This window comes from Acinetobacter sp. NCu2D-2 (assembly GCF_001647675.1).
Lineage (GTDB): Bacteria > Pseudomonadota > Gammaproteobacteria > Pseudomonadales > Moraxellaceae > Acinetobacter.
The window spans coordinates 78,046-95,134 of the sequence record NZ_CP015594.1 but is presented as its reverse complement, the minus strand read 5'-3'; the positions used below and the strand labels follow the sequence as shown (position 1 = coordinate 95,134).

The window sequence follows — 17,089 nt, the reverse complement described above, 5'->3', positions numbered from 1 at the left end:
GACAGTAAATTTTGACTTCTTTCTCCCTTCTTTGAATTTTTATAATTAATTGCTTTTTTATCTATATCGATTAATACATTACAAATCAGAGTTTATGATTGACCAATCATTAAAACTTATTTTACTTTAAATATAATTTTCACTAAGATGATCACATAATAAACACTTCGATTGATCAGCCTCCACATGATCGAATTGCGGTGTATAAGCTTAATAACAAGAAGAACATACAGCGATTGCAATACAAAAGCCCCTGTATTTACAGAGGCTTTTGTATTTCTTTTCTACAAGATCAAACTGTTTCTACAGCAATTTCACCAAATTTACCATTATTGAAGTCCTGAAAAGCTTGCACGATTTCAGCTTTGCTATTCATGACAAATGGACCATAACCTTGGATTGGCTCGTTTAATGGCTCCCCAGTCAATACTAAAAACTGAGTATCCTGATCTGCCTGTAAACGAATGCCTGTTCCAGTGCCTTTACCAAACATCACCATAGAACTGTCCAACACATGCGTACCATTAATATCTACATCACCTTTTAACACCACAACAATACTGTTATGGAAAAAAGGCACATTGATAAATGCTTCATGCCCCGCTTTGATCTCGCCATCCCAAACATTGACATCACTAAAAGTTTGGGCTGGACCGCGGTGCTCTGCATATTCACCTGCAATGATACGCATATGTCCTGCCTCATCTTCAAGCTTCACACGAGGAATATCTGCTTTGGTGATCGCCTGATAACGTGGTGTCGTCATTTTATCTTTGGCAGGTAAATTGATCCAAAGCTGCACCATTTCAAACAAACCACCATGTTGGGCAAAATCACTGGAATGAAACTCTTCATGTACTACGCCTGAACCTGCTGTCATCCATTGCACATCCCCTGCTTGGATGGTGCCACCACCGCCACTTGAGTCTTGATGTGTCACTTCACCTTGGTACGCCAATGTCACTGTTTCAAAACCGCGATGTGGATGTGAGCCTACACCATGTTGTGCTTGAGTCGCATCGAAATGATAAGGAGCTGCATAATCCAAAAGCAGAAATGGACTAATGGCTTGCCCCAAACGATCATAGGAGAATAGATTTTTGACTGGGAAGCCATCGCCAACCCAATGCATTTGTTGATTACGATATACACCAATTACTTTTTTCATCTTATTACTCCTATATAAGATAGGATGAACATGGTGCTATCTTAGCCCTTACGTAATGATGAATAAATAACCAAGTTAATATTCAGTATTTCATTTATGAGACAATGGATTTAAATTGTAAGCATCCGGCTAACACAGCCTTACCAAGCGATCCTATAAGCCTTAATTTAGTCCCCACCTAAAAACAAGTGGGGACTTAATCCATGAACATGGATATATATTCAGCAACACCTCCTATTGCTAAAAAACGCAGAACATACAGCAAAGAATTCAAACTCAGTATTGTCAATGCCTGCAAAAATCCTAATACCTCGATCGCTTCGGTCGCACTGCAACATAGTATTAATGCCAACCTTGTCAGTCGTTGGATCAGGATCCTCAGCCATCATGATGGTGCCGTGCAGGATCCTACTCATGTGAATCCAGCATTTATTGCTTTGCCTTACACTGCTGCAATCAGCCAACCTATTGATGAGAGGATCACGTTGTGTATCACCGTGCCTCATACGAATAATGATATTCAGCTAAAATGGCAGACATCAGAAATACCTGCCTTGGCAGAATTACTCAAGGCACTGGCAACATGATCCGTATCAATGAAATTTGGCTCTCTACCCAGCCGATGGACATGCGTGCGGGTATGGATACGGCTATGGCGCAGATCATGAAAGCCTTTGGCTCGATCAAACCGCATTGCGCCTACCTGTTCTGTAATAAACGTGGCCATCGTATGAAAGTACTGGTGCATGATGGACTGGGCATCTGGCTGTGTGCCCGGCGGCTGGAACAGGGCAAATTTCACTGGGCTAAAGTTCACCAGGGTGAAAGCGTAGCTCTCAGCCCGGAACAGTTACAGGCACTGATCCAGGGTTTGCCCTGGCAGCGCATTGGACGACAGCAGGTGGTCACAATGCTCTAAACCAGGCTCGACCATTCTGCCATCCTCCAAACGTTCTATTTCATTCTTCTCATGACCTCAGGCATACTGCGGTCATGAATACGCTGCCAGACTTAAGCCAACTGACCCATGAACAACTGCTGGAATTTACCAGACAGTTGGCAATGCAGCATCAGTCTCTGGCACAATCAAATCAAGAATTAGAAAAATCAAACCAGCAATTGGATGCCAAAGTTCAACATCTTTCCATTCTCACGCAAAAATACGAGCATGAGCTCGCACTATTTAAACAGCACAAATTCGGTAGTAAAAACGAACATCTCACCGCAAAACAAATCCATCTGTGGGACGAAGCGGTTGAAGAGGATATCGCAGCAGTTGATTTGGAACTGGAGCGGCTGAATGCAGATAAAACCGATGCATCGACAGAGAAAGCCACAGTCAACAAACCTAAACGTCGACTGCTGCCGGATCATCTACACACCATCCGTATTGAGCATGAACCTGCATCAACCCAATGCAGTTGTGGCTGCCAGTTACGTCGTATCGGCGAAGATATCAGTGAAAAACTGCATTTCAGACCGGCACAGTTCTATAAGGAACAGCATGTGCGTGGCAAATGGGTCTGTGATCAGTGTGACACCCTGACTCAGCAAGCGATGCCCGCCTATGTGATTGATAAAGGCATTGCTTCACCTGAACTGCTCAGCCATGTGCTGGTATCGAAGTATGCCGATCATTTGCCGCTGTACCGTCAACGTCAAATCTTTCTACGCGCAGGAATTGATCTATCCAGATCAACCCTGTCCGACTGGATAGGTCGCTGCGGTGTAGAACTGGAACCTCTGGCCAATGCTTTAAAACAGGTGGTGCTGCAACAGCGGGTGCTGCATGCAGATGAAACACCAGTCACCATCATGCGGATGGGTGAGAATGATAAAAAACCGAAGAAAGGTTATGTCTGGGCCTATGCCACTACACAGTACAATCCAGTTCAAGCGGTGATCTATGACTTTCAGGATAGTCGTTCAGGTCAGCATGCAGAAGAGTTCCTGAATGGCTGGCAGGGCCATCTGGTCTGTGATGATTACAGTGGTTATAAAGCACGCTTTAAATCAGGCGATGTCATTGAGGTGGGCTGCATGGCCCATGCACGTCGTAAATTCCATGAACTGCATGTGACCGGGAAAAGTCAGGTCGCTGCACAGGCATTGGTGCTGATTCAGAAACTGTATGCGATAGAAGCAGAACTCAGGAAAAAGACCGATGGTACAGTGGAAGACCGCCGCGAATACCGACAACAGCATAGTCAACCAGTGATGCAACAACTATATGAATGGCTCAACCAACATCAACTGACGGTACCATCGAGTTCTCCAACCGCCAAGGCGATCAATTACACTCTGAAGCGTTGGCCAGCCTTAAGCCGCTATCTGGATGATGGCAATTTACCTATAGATAATAATTGGGTTGAGGTGCGACACGAAGTCGCTTAATGAAGTTGTTCCCCCTGCGGGAACCACCCGTGTCACCGGGTGAATCTAGAAGGCTGAATAAAGAGCGCCTTCGACAATGTAACGAGGCACCGCAAGGTGCGGGGTATCAATCGTGAGAGGCGTACCCTTCTGGCAGCCATAGCCGGACAAGGGCTAGATAATCGGTATGGTGAACACATGTGAATCTGCGTAACGATCGTTAAGTTGAACGAGCGGAAATGGCTGATACGCTCGAACCAAAACGGTAATGGAGGTGGGAATTGCGTCTTTCGACTACGCATTCGTGACCCATACGCCTCCCGGTCGATAGCAGGCACCTAAGCCGATGTACTTCAGTAAGCGGAACGTGGAAATCCCGTATTACTCCCATTGGGAAAGCAGTTTGCAAAAACTGCCCATGGTGATGCGGGCGAAGGAACGAGGAAAAAGCGAATGCCAGTCTGTAATGGGTTGGATAGAGGTTGAAACATTACCCCACGCGAAAGCGGGCTGACGTCCTTATGGTCTCTCATCACAAGAGAGTGTGTAGAACCCTTTTAATGGAGGGAGAGCAAATGAATGCAGCAGTATCAGCGTGTGCACCTTCCAGCACATCGTGGGACAGCATCGATTGGATTGCTGTACAGCGTCATGTCAGAGGGCTGCAAGCGCGTATTGTGAAGGCGGTACAAGACGGCAGGCATAACAAGGCGAAAGCTTTGCAATGGCTGCTGACTCACTCGTTTAGTGGCAAAGCATTGGCCGTCAAACGAGTGTCTGAAAACAAAGGCAAAAACACGGCTGGGGTCGACAAGGTGACTTGGAATACACCCAAGGCCAAGACCGGTGCGATGATGTCGTTGAAGAGGCGAGGTTACACGCCCCTTCCGCTTCGGAGAGTCCTTATTCCGAAGAAAAATGGCAAGATGAGACCTCTCGGGATACCCACGATGAAATGCCGGGCCATGCAGGCGCTCCATCTGCTGGCTTTGGAACCCATCGCGGAGACCATCGCTGATCGGAACTCTTATGGGTTCAGACCGCAACGCTCAACCGCGGATGCTGCAGCACAGTGCTTTGGTGTGCTGTCAAGAAAAGTAAGTGCGGAGTGGGTGCTAGAGGGTGACATTCAAGGCTGTTTCGACAATATCAGCCATGACTGGATGATCGCCAACCTCCCAATGGACAAGGTGATTCTACGGAAATGGCTCAAAGCCGGTTACGTCTACCAAAGCAAGCTGTTTCCCAGTCTTTCCGGAACACCGCAAGGAGGTATTATCTCCCCGGTGCTGGCCAACATGACCTTGGACGGACTGGAAACGATGCTGGCTAAGAGGTTCTCTAACGCCAAATGGACAGGCAAAAAGCTGCAACTGGTACGGTATGCGGATGATTTCATCATCACGGGGTATTCTAAAGAGTGGCTCGAAAATGAAGTTCGTCCTGCCGTGGTTGAATTTCTGGCGCAGCGCGGTCTCGTGCTCTCTCAGGAAAAGACCAAAATCACGCACATAGGGAACGGGTTCGATTTTCTTGGCTGGAACGTACGTAAGTACAACGGCAAGCTACTGATCAAGCCGTCAAAGGCAAACATCAGCGCTCACCTTGACAAGCTGCGAGCATTAATCAATGCAAACAAAGCGACACGACAGGCCACTTTGATCGGTTTGCTCAACCCGACTCTAAGGGGTTGGGCCAACTATCATAGTCATGTCGTTGCCAAGAAGGTTTTCAACCAGGTAGACAACGCAGTGTGGGAAATGCTCTGGCGATGGGCTGTACGTCGCCACCCTCGCAAGACACTCCGATGGGTCAAAGATCGGTATTTCAAAGTACAAGGAGCGCGTCGATGGGTGTTCTCATGTGATGAACAGTCCGCCGATGGTCGGAAGCGACAATACACATTAGTGTCTGCCTCGGACACGCCAATTGTGCGACATATCAAGATCAAGGCTGCTGCTAACCCTCATGACCCCGCATGGGATGAGTACTTCGAATCCCGATGGGGTAAAAGAATGCTGGTCTCCGCAAAGGGGCGAGCCAAGCTGTATCGGGTGTGGCTAAAACAAGGTGGTCGCTGCTGCGCCTGTCTTAAACCAGTCACCAAAGATACACCATGGCACAGCCGTCATATTGTGAAGCTAAGTCATGGTGGAACGGATGCAGTTGCTAATCTTGAGATTTACCATCTGTATTGTCCGAGGAATGTTCAGTTTGCCAATGTCAACGATGTATAACCGGGTGCCGAATGGCGCCTTAGCAGAGGCTTGAGCCGTGTGCTGGGAAACTCGCATGCACGGTTCTTAGGGGGTTGGACGTAGGTAACTGCGTCTGACTACCCGACAACCAGATGCGCCCCTGGGCGTTGGGACGTAAGAACTGGTTATTTGCAGGTTCGCTGCGCAGCGGTCAGCGAGCAGCCAATATTATGACATTAATCCAGTCAGCAAAGCTGAATGGGCTGGATCCGTATGCCTATTTAAGTGATGTGCTGAAAAGGTTGCCGACACATAAAGTGACTCAGATTGAAGAATTGCTACCACACCGCTGGAAACCTGAACCGAATTAAAAAATAGGCATGGGGTTCAGCGGACGCTTACTTTAAATTTCATTTTTATAAAGATATTTTAAACACTAAAATATTGAACCAAGTCACATTATCTTATTTTATCGTTATTATATATTAACCAGACTTATATTTTTGTCCTATTTTAATGTTTGATATAATTAATTTATTAACTAATTTATGCTTAGTGATAAGTTCTGTCCAAAATTCAAAAAATCACACAATAATCTTTTGATTATGAATAGCTCAGAGTCCAAAGTGACGTTGAAAAATGTATAACTACTCCCAGCCATTCTTTAGATAATCTTGAACCAAACCTATTAAACAATTAAAAATATTGAGGTTCGTTAAGATAAATGAATGATGATCTGTCAAAATTCGAACTATTGATTAATTTCTTGCTATCTTTAGTATTAAAGCTCTAAAAATACACAGCATTTAGACGGTATAGTTAGATACTGACACTATTCACGTCTTTTCCTCTTTCCATTCTTCACACAGAACGCTTGGAGCCAACATGCATTCTTTTGATGATTACTACTATTTTTATCTAGTGGTCAAACATGGAGGTTTTAGTGCCGCCAGCGATGCATCCGAAATTACCAAATCAAAGTTAAGCCGACGAATTTTAGACTTAGAAGCTAAATTTAATGTCCACTTGATTCAACGCTCCACGCGTCATTTTAAAGTAACTCCGCTTGGAGAAGAATTTTTTCAGGAATGTGAGAAAGTCATTCATCAGGTAGAATGTGCGCATAATGTGCTATTGAAGCAAACAAGCGAACCTCAAGGTTTGATTAAGCTCAGCTGCCCTGCTGAAATGATGCGTTATCAAATTCGTGATTTGTTAAATGGCTTCCTAAAACAATATCCGCAAGTCCAAATTGAAATGGAACTGAGTAGTCGACGTATTGACTTATTACATGATGATGTCGATCTTGCCATTCGAACCAACTTTACTGCCAATGAAGATGCAAATCTTGTCGTACGTGATGTAATTAAAACCACACATTGTTTAGTCGCAAGTCCTGAGCTACTCAATGGTCAAAAGATTCACTATCCAACTGAATTGAGTCAATTTCCAAGTATTGTTCTAGGCACACATAAGTCACGTCATCTCTGGCATTTATACCGACAAGATACCTATGAAAGTATTGATATTCCCTTAGAGCCAAGAGTTAAAAGTAATGATTTGGCTGGAGTATATTACTCTGCTTTGGATGGTCTCGGTATTGCTGACTTACCTTATCTGACCGTAGAAAAAGATATCGCACGTGGCCGTTTAGTGCATATTTTGCCAGAGTGGTGCTCAAATGTGGGAACTGTTCAACTGGTCTATGCACCGCGTAAGGGTCAACGCTTGGTAATGGAAAAACTGATTGATCATTTAGTTTCAGGCTTAAGAGCTAAAACTGAAAGTGGACATGGTTATAAAAATTAAAGCATAAAAAAACCAGCATATATGCTGGTTTTTTTATAGGGCTTCAATCTAGATAAGCTTAGATTTTACCGACTAAATCGATTGAAGGAGCAAGTGTCGCATCACCTTCTTTCCATTTCGCTGGGCAAACTTCACCTGGGTGAGCATGTACATATTGTGCTGCTTTTACTTTACGAAGTAATTCTGATGCATCACGACCGATACCACCCGCATTGATTTCAATAATTTGGATTTTACCTTCAGGATCAATCACAAATGTACCACGGTCAGCAAGACCTTCTTCTTCAATTAACACTTCGAAGTTTTTCGCTAAAGTCCAAGTTGCATCGCCCACCATTGCATATTGGATTTTTTTGATTTCTTCAGAAGAATCGTGCCAAGCTTTGTGCGTGAAATGTGTATCAGTCGATACTGAATAAATTTCTACACCCAATTTTTGGAATTCAGCATAGTGATCAGCTAAATCGCCTAATTCTGTTGGACAAACAAAGGTAAAGTCCGCAGGATAGAAAAATACAACTGACCATTTACCGATCATATCCTTTTCAGAAACTTCAATAAATTGACCATTTTTATATGCTGTAGCGTTGAATGGTTTAACTTGAGTGTTGATTAAGCTCATGTGATTTTCCTCTTTCTGTATGGGAGATCATTGTTTCGTTGAAGCTAGAATACGAAAATTATTAAAATAGGTAAAACCGTAAGTTTTTATAAAAACTATCGGATTTTTAGATTTATTAAGTTTTTTCTAAAGTTCTTTTCTGAATTATTTATTTTTTTCAAACAATAAAAAACCGCCCTTAAGGCGGCTTTCACAGAATCAAATGCTTCGCTTAAAACGGAAGATCATCATCTAGATCTGCAGCAGGCGCTGACACTGGTGCAGGTGCTTTTGGTGCAAAACCACCTGGGTTGTTATTGCCATAACCATTGTTCGCAGGAGCATTGTTATAGCCACCTTGCTGCGGTGCATTGTTATAACCGCCTTGGTTATTGTTGTTGCCATAACCACCTTGGTTATTATTAAAACGCGGTTGACCGAAACCGCCGTTGTCAGACTGTTCACCTTGAGCACGGTTTGAATCTAACATTTGCATCTGTTCACCACGAATTTCAGTGGTATAGCGCTCTTGACCATTTTGATCGGTCCATTGACGGGTACGCAATGAACCTTCGATATATACTTTTGAGCCTTTGCGTAGGTACTGTTGTGCAATTTCGCCTAAACGGTTATGCAACACAATACGGTGCCATTCAGTTTGTTCTTTACGCTCACCTGTACTTTTATCTGTCCAAGAATCGCTTGTTGCAATTGAGAACTGAGTGAGTGAACCACCATTGGCAAAAGTTTTTGTCTCAGGGTCTTTACCCAAAGTACCAACTAAAATAACTTTATTTACACCACGCATCTGACGTTTACTTCCTATCTATTTCTATATTTTACTTTATAAGAGTTATGATTAAATGGCTACCTCTTTACCCAACAAGTGCGTTAATTGTTGTCGCGCAGCATCATCAATTTGCTGTTTATCGACTTTTATATATGCAACTCGTTGCTCGGCCATGACCACGACCTCTTCAATACCATGAATTGCCAAAAGTTGAGAAGTCCATTCATCCGTTTCTTTGGCTTCAGGCAAGCTCAACACCAAACTCGATAAATAGCGAGGTTGGGACAGGCTAAAACTTAATAGCAACCAAAGTATAGCAATAGCCGATAAAATACTCCAACCAAGCGCAGTATTGTTTAAAAGCAACAATTGACCACCGATCATACCACCAAAAAATGCCCCTAAGAACTGACTGCTGGCATTGACGCCCATGGCTGTCGCTTTAGATTGAATCGGTGCAGCTTTTGACAACCACGATGGCAATAACGCTTCCATCACGTTAAAAGCAATGAAGAATAACCCTAGACCTAGAATCAAAATATATTTCGATTCATAACCGAAGATTAGCACCAGTAAACCTAAAATAATGCCCCCAATCGCAATCAGGAAAATACCGCGCATTTTGCGATATTTTTCAGCCAAGATAATACTTGGAAAGGCAAAAAATAAACTGATCACCAGTAAAGGCAGATAAATCCAACCATGATGTGCCAATGGAATTTGGGCAAACTCAATTAACTGTGATGGCACGTAAATAAACATAGCGGTTAGCAATAAATGCAGAGCAAATACCGAAACATGCAGACGGTTTAAATCGCCCATTTTCAGGACTTGTTTAAGCTGTTCAATATATCCTTGTTGGAAATTACGATGATGACGTGTGACTTTTGGTACCAGCAACAACATCAAAATCGCTGCCAACCCCATAATAGTCGTCACCCAAAATAACCCTGAGATACCGACTAAACCCGTTAACCAAGGTCCAAGACTAAATGCCACTACAAAAGATAAACCGATACTCATGCCCATGGTTGCCATGGCTTTCATGCGATTTTCTTCACGTGTGACATCGGCAAGAAGTGCCATCACCACAGCAGACACAGCACCACCACCTGCAATGGCACGACCAATGATCACGCCATAAATGGTGTCTGACATCGCAGCAATCGCACCACCTAAGGCAAACATCAGCAAACCCAATACCACAAGCGGTTTACGGCTATAACGGTCAGCAATTAAGCTAAATGGAATCTGTAAAATTGCCTGTGTTAAACCATATACCCCAACTGCCAAACCAATCAGCGCAGGCGTGGCATACTGATATGATTGCCCCGCAACTGAAAACACAGGAATAATCATAAACAGCCCAAGCATGCGCAGTGCAAAAATACTGCTCAAGGCAAAGGTTGAACGACGTTCTAAAGCATTCATCATAAATTATGGCAGTCGATTGAGTTGATCTTGAGCAGTGATTATAGGACATTCAACTCAAAGCAAGGCATGATTTTTATTTGAAATAAAAATGAACTGTATCTGAAAAACAAAAAAGCGCAGCCGAGGCTACGCTTTCATTTTTATATTTAAATCAGTTAAGACTGTTCTAAACGCTTATTGTATTGAATCGAGGCAATCACAGCCCACACAATAAATGCGACACCGATTAAACCAGTCACCACTTCAGGCACATGCAGACCTGTACCACTAGCAATCATAATGAACGCCAATGCACCAATGGCATAATGCGCACCATGCTCAAGGTAGATATAAGCATCCAATGTACCTTTATCAACCAAGTAAATAGTCATTGAACGTACGAACATTGCACCAATCGCTAGACCTAGCATAATGATGACGACGTCTGAGGTAATCGCAAATGCCCCAATCACGCCATCAAAACTAAATGATGCATCGAGAACTTCTAGATAGATAAAACCACCTAAACCTGCTTTGATTACACCTGTTGCTGCACCATTTGAGTCATGTGCGATGGCATTGCCTTGTTCATCCACTTCCGGCTCACCGCCAAGCAAATGACCTAGCACTTGTACACCGATATAAATCACGATACCCCAGATCCCTGCCATTACCACCACAAGACGTTTAGCTTCTTCAACATAAGCAGCCATAACTAAAAGTGTGATTAGTGCAAGGAATACGGACATCGCAGGTACATTGGCAAGGTGCGCCAAACGGCGTTCTAACCAACGGAACCAATGGGTATCTTTACCTTCATCCAAGAAGAAGTTCAGAAATACCAATAATAGGAATGAACCACCAAAGGCTGCAATTTCAGCATGATGGGCAATCAGTCGTTCTGAATAATTCTTAGGATCATTCAGGGCCATATTGACCACTTCAAGCATACCCATATCAGCCGTCATTGCCACGATGACGATTGGGAAGATCAAACGCATACCGAACACAGCAATCAAAATACCGACGGTCAAGAAGATCATTTTCCAGAAATGATTCCAACCACGTAAAACTGAGGCATTCACTACCGCATTATCAAATGACAATGACACTTCCATGACTGCTAAAATTGCAGTCAAGGTCAGTGCAGTGATCATAGCCTGTACACCCGCTTCTGGGTGATGGGCAAAGCCCCAATACGCTGCTAGACCTAAACACACGACCGAAAATGCAATTGAGAAACCAAAATGTTTCAACATACAAAACGACCTAAATATAAATTTGGATGAACCTTAGATATGCGTGACATATCCATGATTCGTGCAGGCTTAAGCACTGCTGCCTAAACCTTCATCTTAAATGAGCGTATTATGAACTTAATCCCTGCTAAAAACCAAAATTAAAATGTAGAGAATTTTCACCACGCCAAACACTTAAGCACCATACCCTTAAACGTTTTCTTAGAGTTTAAGAAATATCATTCACCGCAAAAATAATCCGATTTATCGACACTTATCACTGTTTAAAAATTTTGTTTTATGCTCATTCATCATGTGTCGCATATCTGCCAAAATTGCATGATCTGAAGCGGTCATATGCTGTTGGTTTTCATCAATCAAAGCAGCGACTTTGTCATATTGTTTAGGAATCAGTTTGCACATCAGATTTTTCATTTCGTCTTCGGACTGTGCATATTACAACTGAGCAATCAGATCATCGATTTTGCCATTTTCAAAGTGAATCGCAGCTTGAGCCTGTGCCAAATTGTCGTAAGTTTTAGCTGATTCGGTCTGTTCGGTACCACAAGCGGTCAATAGAAAGCTCAGCAATGGCAAGGCATAAATTAATTTCACCCCAGTGTTCCTTTTAATTTTTGTTTTAATATTTTAATGTTGAATAAAAAATTTGTGAGATCAATAAGATCGTCTTCTATTCATGCAATTTGAGTGAATCTTACATCATTGCGACACAATTTGACTTATAAAAAACGATTAATCGTACTTGAACATTTTTCATGCGCTATCATATACACACTCTATTCAAATGAAATTTCTAGGATCATTGCATGAGCCAAAGTCACATCCGTATTCGAGGCGCACGTACCCATAACTTAAAAAATGTGAACCTTGATATTCCACGCGACAAGTTTGTGGTGATTACGGGACTTTCTGGTTCAGGTAAGTCTTCACTGGCTTTCGATACCTTATATGCAGAAGGTCAACGCCGTTATGTCGAGTCCCTGTCTGCTTATGCTCGCCAGTTCCTCTCCCAAATGGAAAAGCCTGTAGTTGACTCAATTGAAGGTTTAAGTCCTGCCATTGCCATCGAGCAAAAATCAACGAGTCACAACCCGCGCTCAACGGTCGGTACCATTACCGAAATTTACGACTATCTACGTCTGCTCTACGCCCGAGTTGGTACACCTTATTGTCCTGAACATGACTTGCCGATGGTGGCACAAACCGTGTCTGAAATGGTCGATGCGGTAAAAGCACTTGAAGAAGGGACTGCCCTGCTTCTACTTGCACCTGTGGTTCGCGAGCGTAAAGGTGAATATTCAGCACTGTTTGAACAACTACAAAGCCAAGGTTTTGTACGTGCGCGTGTTGATGGTGAAATCATGGAAATTGATCCACCACCTGAACTCGACAAAAAGAAAAAACATACCATCGAAGTCGTGGTTGACCGTTTTAAAGTCCGTGATGATTTGGGTAACCGTATTGCGGAAAGTTTTGAAACTGCACTTCGCCTAGGCGGTGATATTGCGATCTTGTCATGGATGAAAGGCGAACAAGAAGATCGTGTATTTTCCGCAAAACACTCATGCCCTGAATGTGAACGTGCTGTCGGCGAACTTGAACCGCGTTTGTTCTCATTTAACAACCCATTTGGTGCCTGCCCGGTCTGTGACGGTTTAGGGACACGCAGTCACTTTAGTGCGGATAAACTTATTCCAAACCCTGAGGTGACCATTAGCCAAGGTGCGATTCGTGGGTGGGATCGTCAACGTCCGTATTACTACAGCATGATTCAAAAAGTCGCAGAGCATTTTGGTTATTCTTTAGATACGCCTTGGAATGAACTTGATGCCGATGTGAAGAAAAAATTCCTGTACGGGACAGGCAAAGAAAAGATCGACCTGAGTTATATCGATGAGCGTGGTCGTCGCCATAATCGTGTGATTCCATTTGAAGGTGTATTGCCGCATTTGGAACGTCGTTACCGTGAAACTGAAAGTAATTATGTGCGTGATGATTTAGCACAGTACCTGTCTAATGCGGCGTGTGATGCCTGTGGTGGTTCACGTCTGAATGAAATCTCACGTCATGTTCGTGTTAAAGACAAGACCATTGCTGAAATTACCAAAATGTCGATTGGCGATGCCGAAAGCTACTATCAAGATTTAAATCTAGATGGTGCCAAAGGTGAAATTGCCGATAAGATTTTTAAAGAAATTCGTGAACGTTTGCACTTCCTTGTGTCAGTCGGTTTGAACTATTTAAGTCTGTCTCGTTCTGCCGAAACCCTCTCAGGCGGTGAAGCACAGCGGATCCGTTTGGCATCGCAAATCGGTGCAGGCCTAATGGGTGTCATGTATGTGCTTGATGAACCTTCCATTGGTTTGCATCAACGTGATAATGATCGCTTGCTTGAAACGCTAGTTCGCTTACGTGACTTGGGTAATACTGTTTTAGTCGTTGAGCATGATGAAGATGCCATTCGTGCTGCTGACCATATTATTGATATTGGTCCGGGTGCAGGTGTGCATGGCGGTCATGTCATTGCCGAAGGAACATATGATGAAATCGTGGCAAATGAAAAGTCACTCACTGGTCAATACCTGACAGGTAAGCTAAAAATCGAAGTCCCGAAAAAACGTGTGCAACCGCCAAAACCTGAAGAGCAAATCAAGCTCATGGGTGCGGCAGGTCATAACCTGAAAAATGTCGATTTAAACATTCCATTAGGTGTCATGACCTGTGTGACCGGTGTATCAGGTTCAGGTAAATCGACCTTGATTAACCGTACTTTGTTACCACTAGCAGCAACGCAGTTAAACGGTGCAACCACTTTACATGCGGAAAAGTTTGATTCGATTGATGGCTTACAATTCCTTGATAAAGTCGTGGATATTGACCAAAGCCCGATTGGACGTACCCCACGTTCAAACCCTGCCACTTATACAGGGTTATTTACCCCGATTCGTGAACTCTTTGCACAAACGCCTGAAGCGAAAGCACGTGGTTATAGCGCAGGTCGTTTCTCATTTAACGTGAAAGGCGGTCGCTGTGAAGCCTGTGAAGGCGATGGTATGATTAAAGTTGCCATGCACTTCTTACCAGATATGTATGTGCCTTGTGATGCCTGCCATGGCAAACGCTATAACCGCGAAACATTGGAAGTGAATTACAAAGGTAAAAACATTTCTGATGTTTTAGAAATGACCGTTGAAGATGCGATGCATTTCTTTGATGCGATTCCTGTGATTCACCGTCGTTTGGAAACCTTGCACCAAGTTGGTTTGGACTATATCCGTTTGGGTCAATCTGCGACAACACTTTCGGGTGGTGAAGCACAACGTGTGAAATTGGCACGTGAATTGGCAAAACGTGATACAGGTAAAACCTTATATGTGCTTGATGAACCGACTACAGGTCTGCACTTCCACGATATTGCCAAATTACTCGACATTCTGCATGAGCTTCGCAACAAGGGTAATACCATTGTGGTGATTGAGCATAATTTGGATGTGATTAAAACTGCGGATTGGATTGTGGACTTAGGTCCTGAAGGTGGTGCGGGCGGTGGTATGATCATTGCCGAAGGTACGCCTGAAGAAGTAGTGAAATCGAAGAAATCACATACGGCGAAGTTCTTAAAGCCTTTGTTGAAGTGATTTAGAAAGGGCTCATAAGAGCCCTTTTCTATTCCTTTAAACGCTTAATTACATATTCAATATTTTTTCTTCGTTCTACGTCAGAAGCTTGTGCTTCCTCTTCAAGTATTTCAAAAATCAAAGTATTGATTTGGGGTTGTAAATCTAACGAAATTTGTTGATCTAATAATTTCATTAAAATTTGAAGTTTATTCGACTCTTGAAATCTTTCATCTGTTGGAATGTCATGAAAATTTAAATTATGCCAATCTGCTTTGGTTGCTTGACCAATAACAATTGAATCTGTTTGAGAGTTCCATCCACTTTGAAAAACATACCTATAAACGATATCTCTCAGGATAGGTAATCCTTGATGAGGTTGTTTCTCCTGTAAAGATTTAAGAAAAACGTGAAATCTATTTTCAGACTTGAAACCAAAACTAAAATGATCTTTTACGAAAAGGTAGCCTTTGCTTTGATATTCATTTAACAAATATTCTTCAATACTTTTTTGAAGTTCATTAGCTAATAGTGACTGTCCAAATTCGTTCAATAAATCACAGTAAAAACTTAAGTTTTCTAAATTTTCAGAGGCTATCCTTTTAGTAGCAACAAAATAAAGACGATTACAGAATGTGGAATCAATTTCTAGATTTCTCCACTCCTCCATCAAGCGATATAAATCATCTCGAAGTTTATTACTTTCCTCTAATATTAAATCAGAATTAACCAACTCTCTAAGCTTGGAAAAATTTGGCTCACCTAATTGATTAAAGTATTTTATAAACTCAGCTAACCATTCATCGTCATGTACAAAAGCATAATCTATTGTTTTCAGTCTACGATAAGTTCCTATTTTCTCCTCTGACCAATCTTTTTGTCTTTCTTCATTTACAAGCTTAATATCACTCCAAGCAAATTCTTTATCTACGCCAAAATCCTCTATAAAGTAACCCTGTATTATACGAATCAAAATAATTTCTTTAGTTGAATAAGCTACCTCTTCAGGAAGTTGTGCTCTAAACTCCTTATACAGTTTTATAATCTTTTGAAAAAATCGAAAATTTTGAATTTCTAACTCATTAGCAAATTTCACCATTAAATCTACTAATGGCTTATCTATATCTTTTGTATTTTTACGAATTAAAGGTTCAACAGATGCAATCTTAATTGATTCATCGATTAACTTTTCTTTGTATTCAGAATATTTATTCTTATTTTCACTATCTGTTTTCGACTCATCTAAAACTAAAATCACTTGGCAATTCCGTTCGAGTTTTAATTGATTTGCTAGCCCCATGACATCTTGAATTTTCAATTTTTCAGATAGTCTTTCAAAATCATCTAAGCAAATAATTGCATCTTTGACTTGAGAATATAAAACTGCTTCAAAAATTCTAGCTGAAGAATTAAGACTCAAATTTCCTCCACCAGCACTCATTTTTACATCACGAATTGCAGATAAACTCTTTTTCAAAAATTTAGGTATCTCAACAGACTGTGTTGACTCTTCATTAAAATAATTACGACTCATATTTGTTGCGATTGCTACTTTAAGATCAGCCAAACTCTCGATACCAAATAAAGAGACATAGGAATATTTTTTATTAAAAATATTCGGATATTTAAGACGAATATTTAATGGTAAATGCTTTCTATCTTTTTCTAATTCTGCTCTTTCTTTGATAAATTTATTCCAAGCAAAAGTTTTTCCAATACCCCAACATCCCGTAATCGCAATTGCAATTCCTTTATTTTGATTATCTCGAAATATTTGTTCTAAGCGTTTTTCTTGATCTTGATTCATTTTTTATAAAGTTTAAATTGAAATAATTCTTTATAAATCAAAAACAATTAAAAA

The 17,089-nt window shown here is 41.9% G+C and carries 13 protein-coding genes and 2 pseudogenes; 7 read left to right on the top strand and 8 right to left on the bottom strand.

What is annotated here, in order from left to right:
* Positions 1-292: 292 nt before the first annotated feature.
* On the bottom strand, positions 293-1,168 hold the full coding sequence (locus A3K93_RS00410) for a pirin family protein (protein ID WP_067727919.1): 876 nt from the start codon (positions 1,166-1,168) through the stop codon (positions 293-295).
* A gap of 203 nt (positions 1,169-1,371) precedes the next feature.
* On the opposite strand from A3K93_RS00410, the gene A3K93_RS00405 reads away from it, so the two are divergent.
* The 6 genes and pseudogenes from A3K93_RS00405 (at position 1,372) to A3K93_RS00380 (ending at position 7,548) form a co-directional block, all read left to right on the top strand.
* On the top strand, positions 1,372-1,755 hold the full coding sequence (locus tag A3K93_RS00405; protein ID WP_067727918.1) for a transposase: 384 nt from the start codon (positions 1,372-1,374) through the stop codon (positions 1,753-1,755).
* Positions 1,752-2,087: an IS66 family insertion sequence element accessory protein TnpB gene (tnpB, locus tag A3K93_RS00400; RefSeq protein WP_067727917.1), complete on the top strand. Its 336-nt coding sequence runs from the start codon at positions 1,752-1,754 to the stop codon at positions 2,085-2,087. The genes A3K93_RS00405 and tnpB overlap by 4 nt, the downstream gene beginning before the upstream one ends.
* Positions 2,088-2,161: 74 nt before the next feature.
* A pseudogene (gene tnpC / locus A3K93_RS00395) lies at positions 2,162-3,541 on the top strand (IS66 family transposase); the annotation flags it as partial.
* A gap of 575 nt (positions 3,542-4,116) precedes the next feature.
* Entirely contained in the window at positions 4,117-5,778 is a 1,662-nt protein-coding gene (gene ltrA / locus A3K93_RS00390; protein WP_067731626.1) for a group II intron reverse transcriptase/maturase, read from the top strand.
* A 104-nt stretch (positions 5,779-5,882) separates the two neighbouring features.
* A pseudogene (locus A3K93_RS00385) lies at positions 5,883-6,110 on the top strand (transposase domain-containing protein); the annotation flags it as partial.
* A gap of 514 nt (positions 6,111-6,624) precedes the next feature.
* A complete protein-coding gene (locus A3K93_RS00380; protein WP_067727916.1) occupies positions 6,625-7,548 on the top strand; it encodes a LysR substrate-binding domain-containing protein in 924 nt (307 codons plus the stop codon).
* 58 nt (positions 7,549-7,606) lie between these two features.
* Here the strand turns inward: A3K93_RS00380 and ahpC are convergent, their stop codons facing one another.
* From ahpC to A3K93_RS14870, 6 genes are all read right to left on the bottom strand, one after another.
* Positions 7,607-8,170 (bottom strand): alkyl hydroperoxide reductase subunit C, encoded by a 564-nt coding sequence (gene ahpC / locus A3K93_RS00375; protein ID WP_067727914.1) that lies wholly within the window; start codon positions 8,168-8,170, stop codon positions 7,607-7,609.
* Positions 8,171-8,381: 211 nt separating this feature from the next.
* On the bottom strand, positions 8,382-8,957 hold the full coding sequence (gene ssb, locus A3K93_RS00370) for a single-stranded DNA-binding protein (protein ID WP_067727912.1): 576 nt from the start codon (positions 8,955-8,957) through the stop codon (positions 8,382-8,384).
* 51 nt (positions 8,958-9,008) lie between these two features.
* The gene (locus A3K93_RS00365; protein ID WP_067727911.1) at positions 9,009-10,373 is read right to left on the bottom strand and encodes an MFS transporter; all 1,365 of its coding nucleotides are present in this window, start codon (positions 10,371-10,373) and stop codon (positions 9,009-9,011) included.
* 155 nt (positions 10,374-10,528) lie between these two features.
* The gene (locus tag A3K93_RS00360) at positions 10,529-11,611 is read right to left on the bottom strand and encodes a DUF475 domain-containing protein (protein WP_067727910.1); all 1,083 of its coding nucleotides are present in this window, start codon (positions 11,609-11,611) and stop codon (positions 10,529-10,531) included.
* A gap of 243 nt (positions 11,612-11,854) precedes the next feature.
* Positions 11,855-12,025 (bottom strand): hypothetical protein, encoded by a 171-nt coding sequence (locus A3K93_RS14875; RefSeq protein WP_157883245.1) that lies wholly within the window; start codon positions 12,023-12,025, stop codon positions 11,855-11,857.
* 21 nt (positions 12,026-12,046) lie between these two features.
* Positions 12,047-12,205, bottom strand: a complete 159-nt coding sequence (locus A3K93_RS14870) for a hypothetical protein (protein ID WP_157883244.1) — start codon at positions 12,203-12,205, stop codon at positions 12,047-12,049.
* Positions 12,206-12,417: 212 nt separating this feature from the next.
* Between A3K93_RS14870 and uvrA the strand changes: the two genes are divergently transcribed.
* Positions 12,418-15,249: an excinuclease ABC subunit UvrA gene (uvrA, locus tag A3K93_RS00355; protein WP_067727909.1), complete on the top strand. Its 2,832-nt coding sequence runs from the start codon at positions 12,418-12,420 to the stop codon at positions 15,247-15,249.
* A gap of 28 nt (positions 15,250-15,277) precedes the next feature.
* Here the strand turns inward: uvrA and A3K93_RS00350 are convergent, their stop codons facing one another.
* Positions 15,278-17,035 (bottom strand): KAP family P-loop domain protein, encoded by a 1,758-nt coding sequence (locus A3K93_RS00350; protein ID WP_067727907.1) that lies wholly within the window; start codon positions 17,033-17,035, stop codon positions 15,278-15,280.
* Positions 17,036-17,089 lie beyond the last annotated feature (54 nt).

Bases quoted from the DNA above. Each gene is read 5' to 3' on its own strand.
- A3K93_RS00380 (WP_067727916.1), top strand. From the start codon at position 6,625: ATGCATTCTTTTGATGATTACTACTATTTTTATCTAGTGGTCAAACAT.
- uvrA (WP_067727909.1), top strand. From the start codon at position 12,418: ATGAGCCAAAGTCACATCCGTATTCGAGGCGCACGTACCCATAACTTA.
- A3K93_RS00405 (WP_067727918.1), top strand. From the start codon at position 1,372: ATGAACATGGATATATATTCAGCAACACCTCCTATTGCTAAAAAACGC.
- A3K93_RS00360 (WP_067727910.1), bottom strand. From the start codon at position 11,611: ATGTTGAAACATTTTGGTTTCTCAATTGCATTTTCGGTCGTGTGTTTA.
- ahpC (WP_067727914.1), bottom strand. From the start codon at position 8,170: ATGAGCTTAATCAACACTCAAGTTAAACCATTCAACGCTACAGCATAT.
- ltrA (WP_067731626.1), top strand. From the start codon at position 4,117: ATGAATGCAGCAGTATCAGCGTGTGCACCTTCCAGCACATCGTGGGAC.
- A3K93_RS00350 (WP_067727907.1), bottom strand. From the start codon at position 17,035: ATGAATCAAGATCAAGAAAAACGCTTAGAACAAATATTTCGAGATAAT.
- ssb (WP_067727912.1), bottom strand. From the start codon at position 8,957: ATGCGTGGTGTAAATAAAGTTATTTTAGTTGGTACTTTGGGTAAAGAC.
- A3K93_RS00410 (WP_067727919.1), bottom strand. From the start codon at position 1,168: ATGAAAAAAGTAATTGGTGTATATCGTAATCAACAAATGCATTGGGTT.
- tnpB (WP_067727917.1), top strand. From the start codon at position 1,752: ATGATCCGTATCAATGAAATTTGGCTCTCTACCCAGCCGATGGACATG.
- A3K93_RS00365 (WP_067727911.1), bottom strand. From the start codon at position 10,373: ATGATGAATGCTTTAGAACGTCGTTCAACCTTTGCCTTGAGCAGTATT.
- A3K93_RS14875 (WP_157883245.1), bottom strand. From the start codon at position 12,025: ATGAAAAATCTGATGTGCAAACTGATTCCTAAACAATATGACAAAGTC.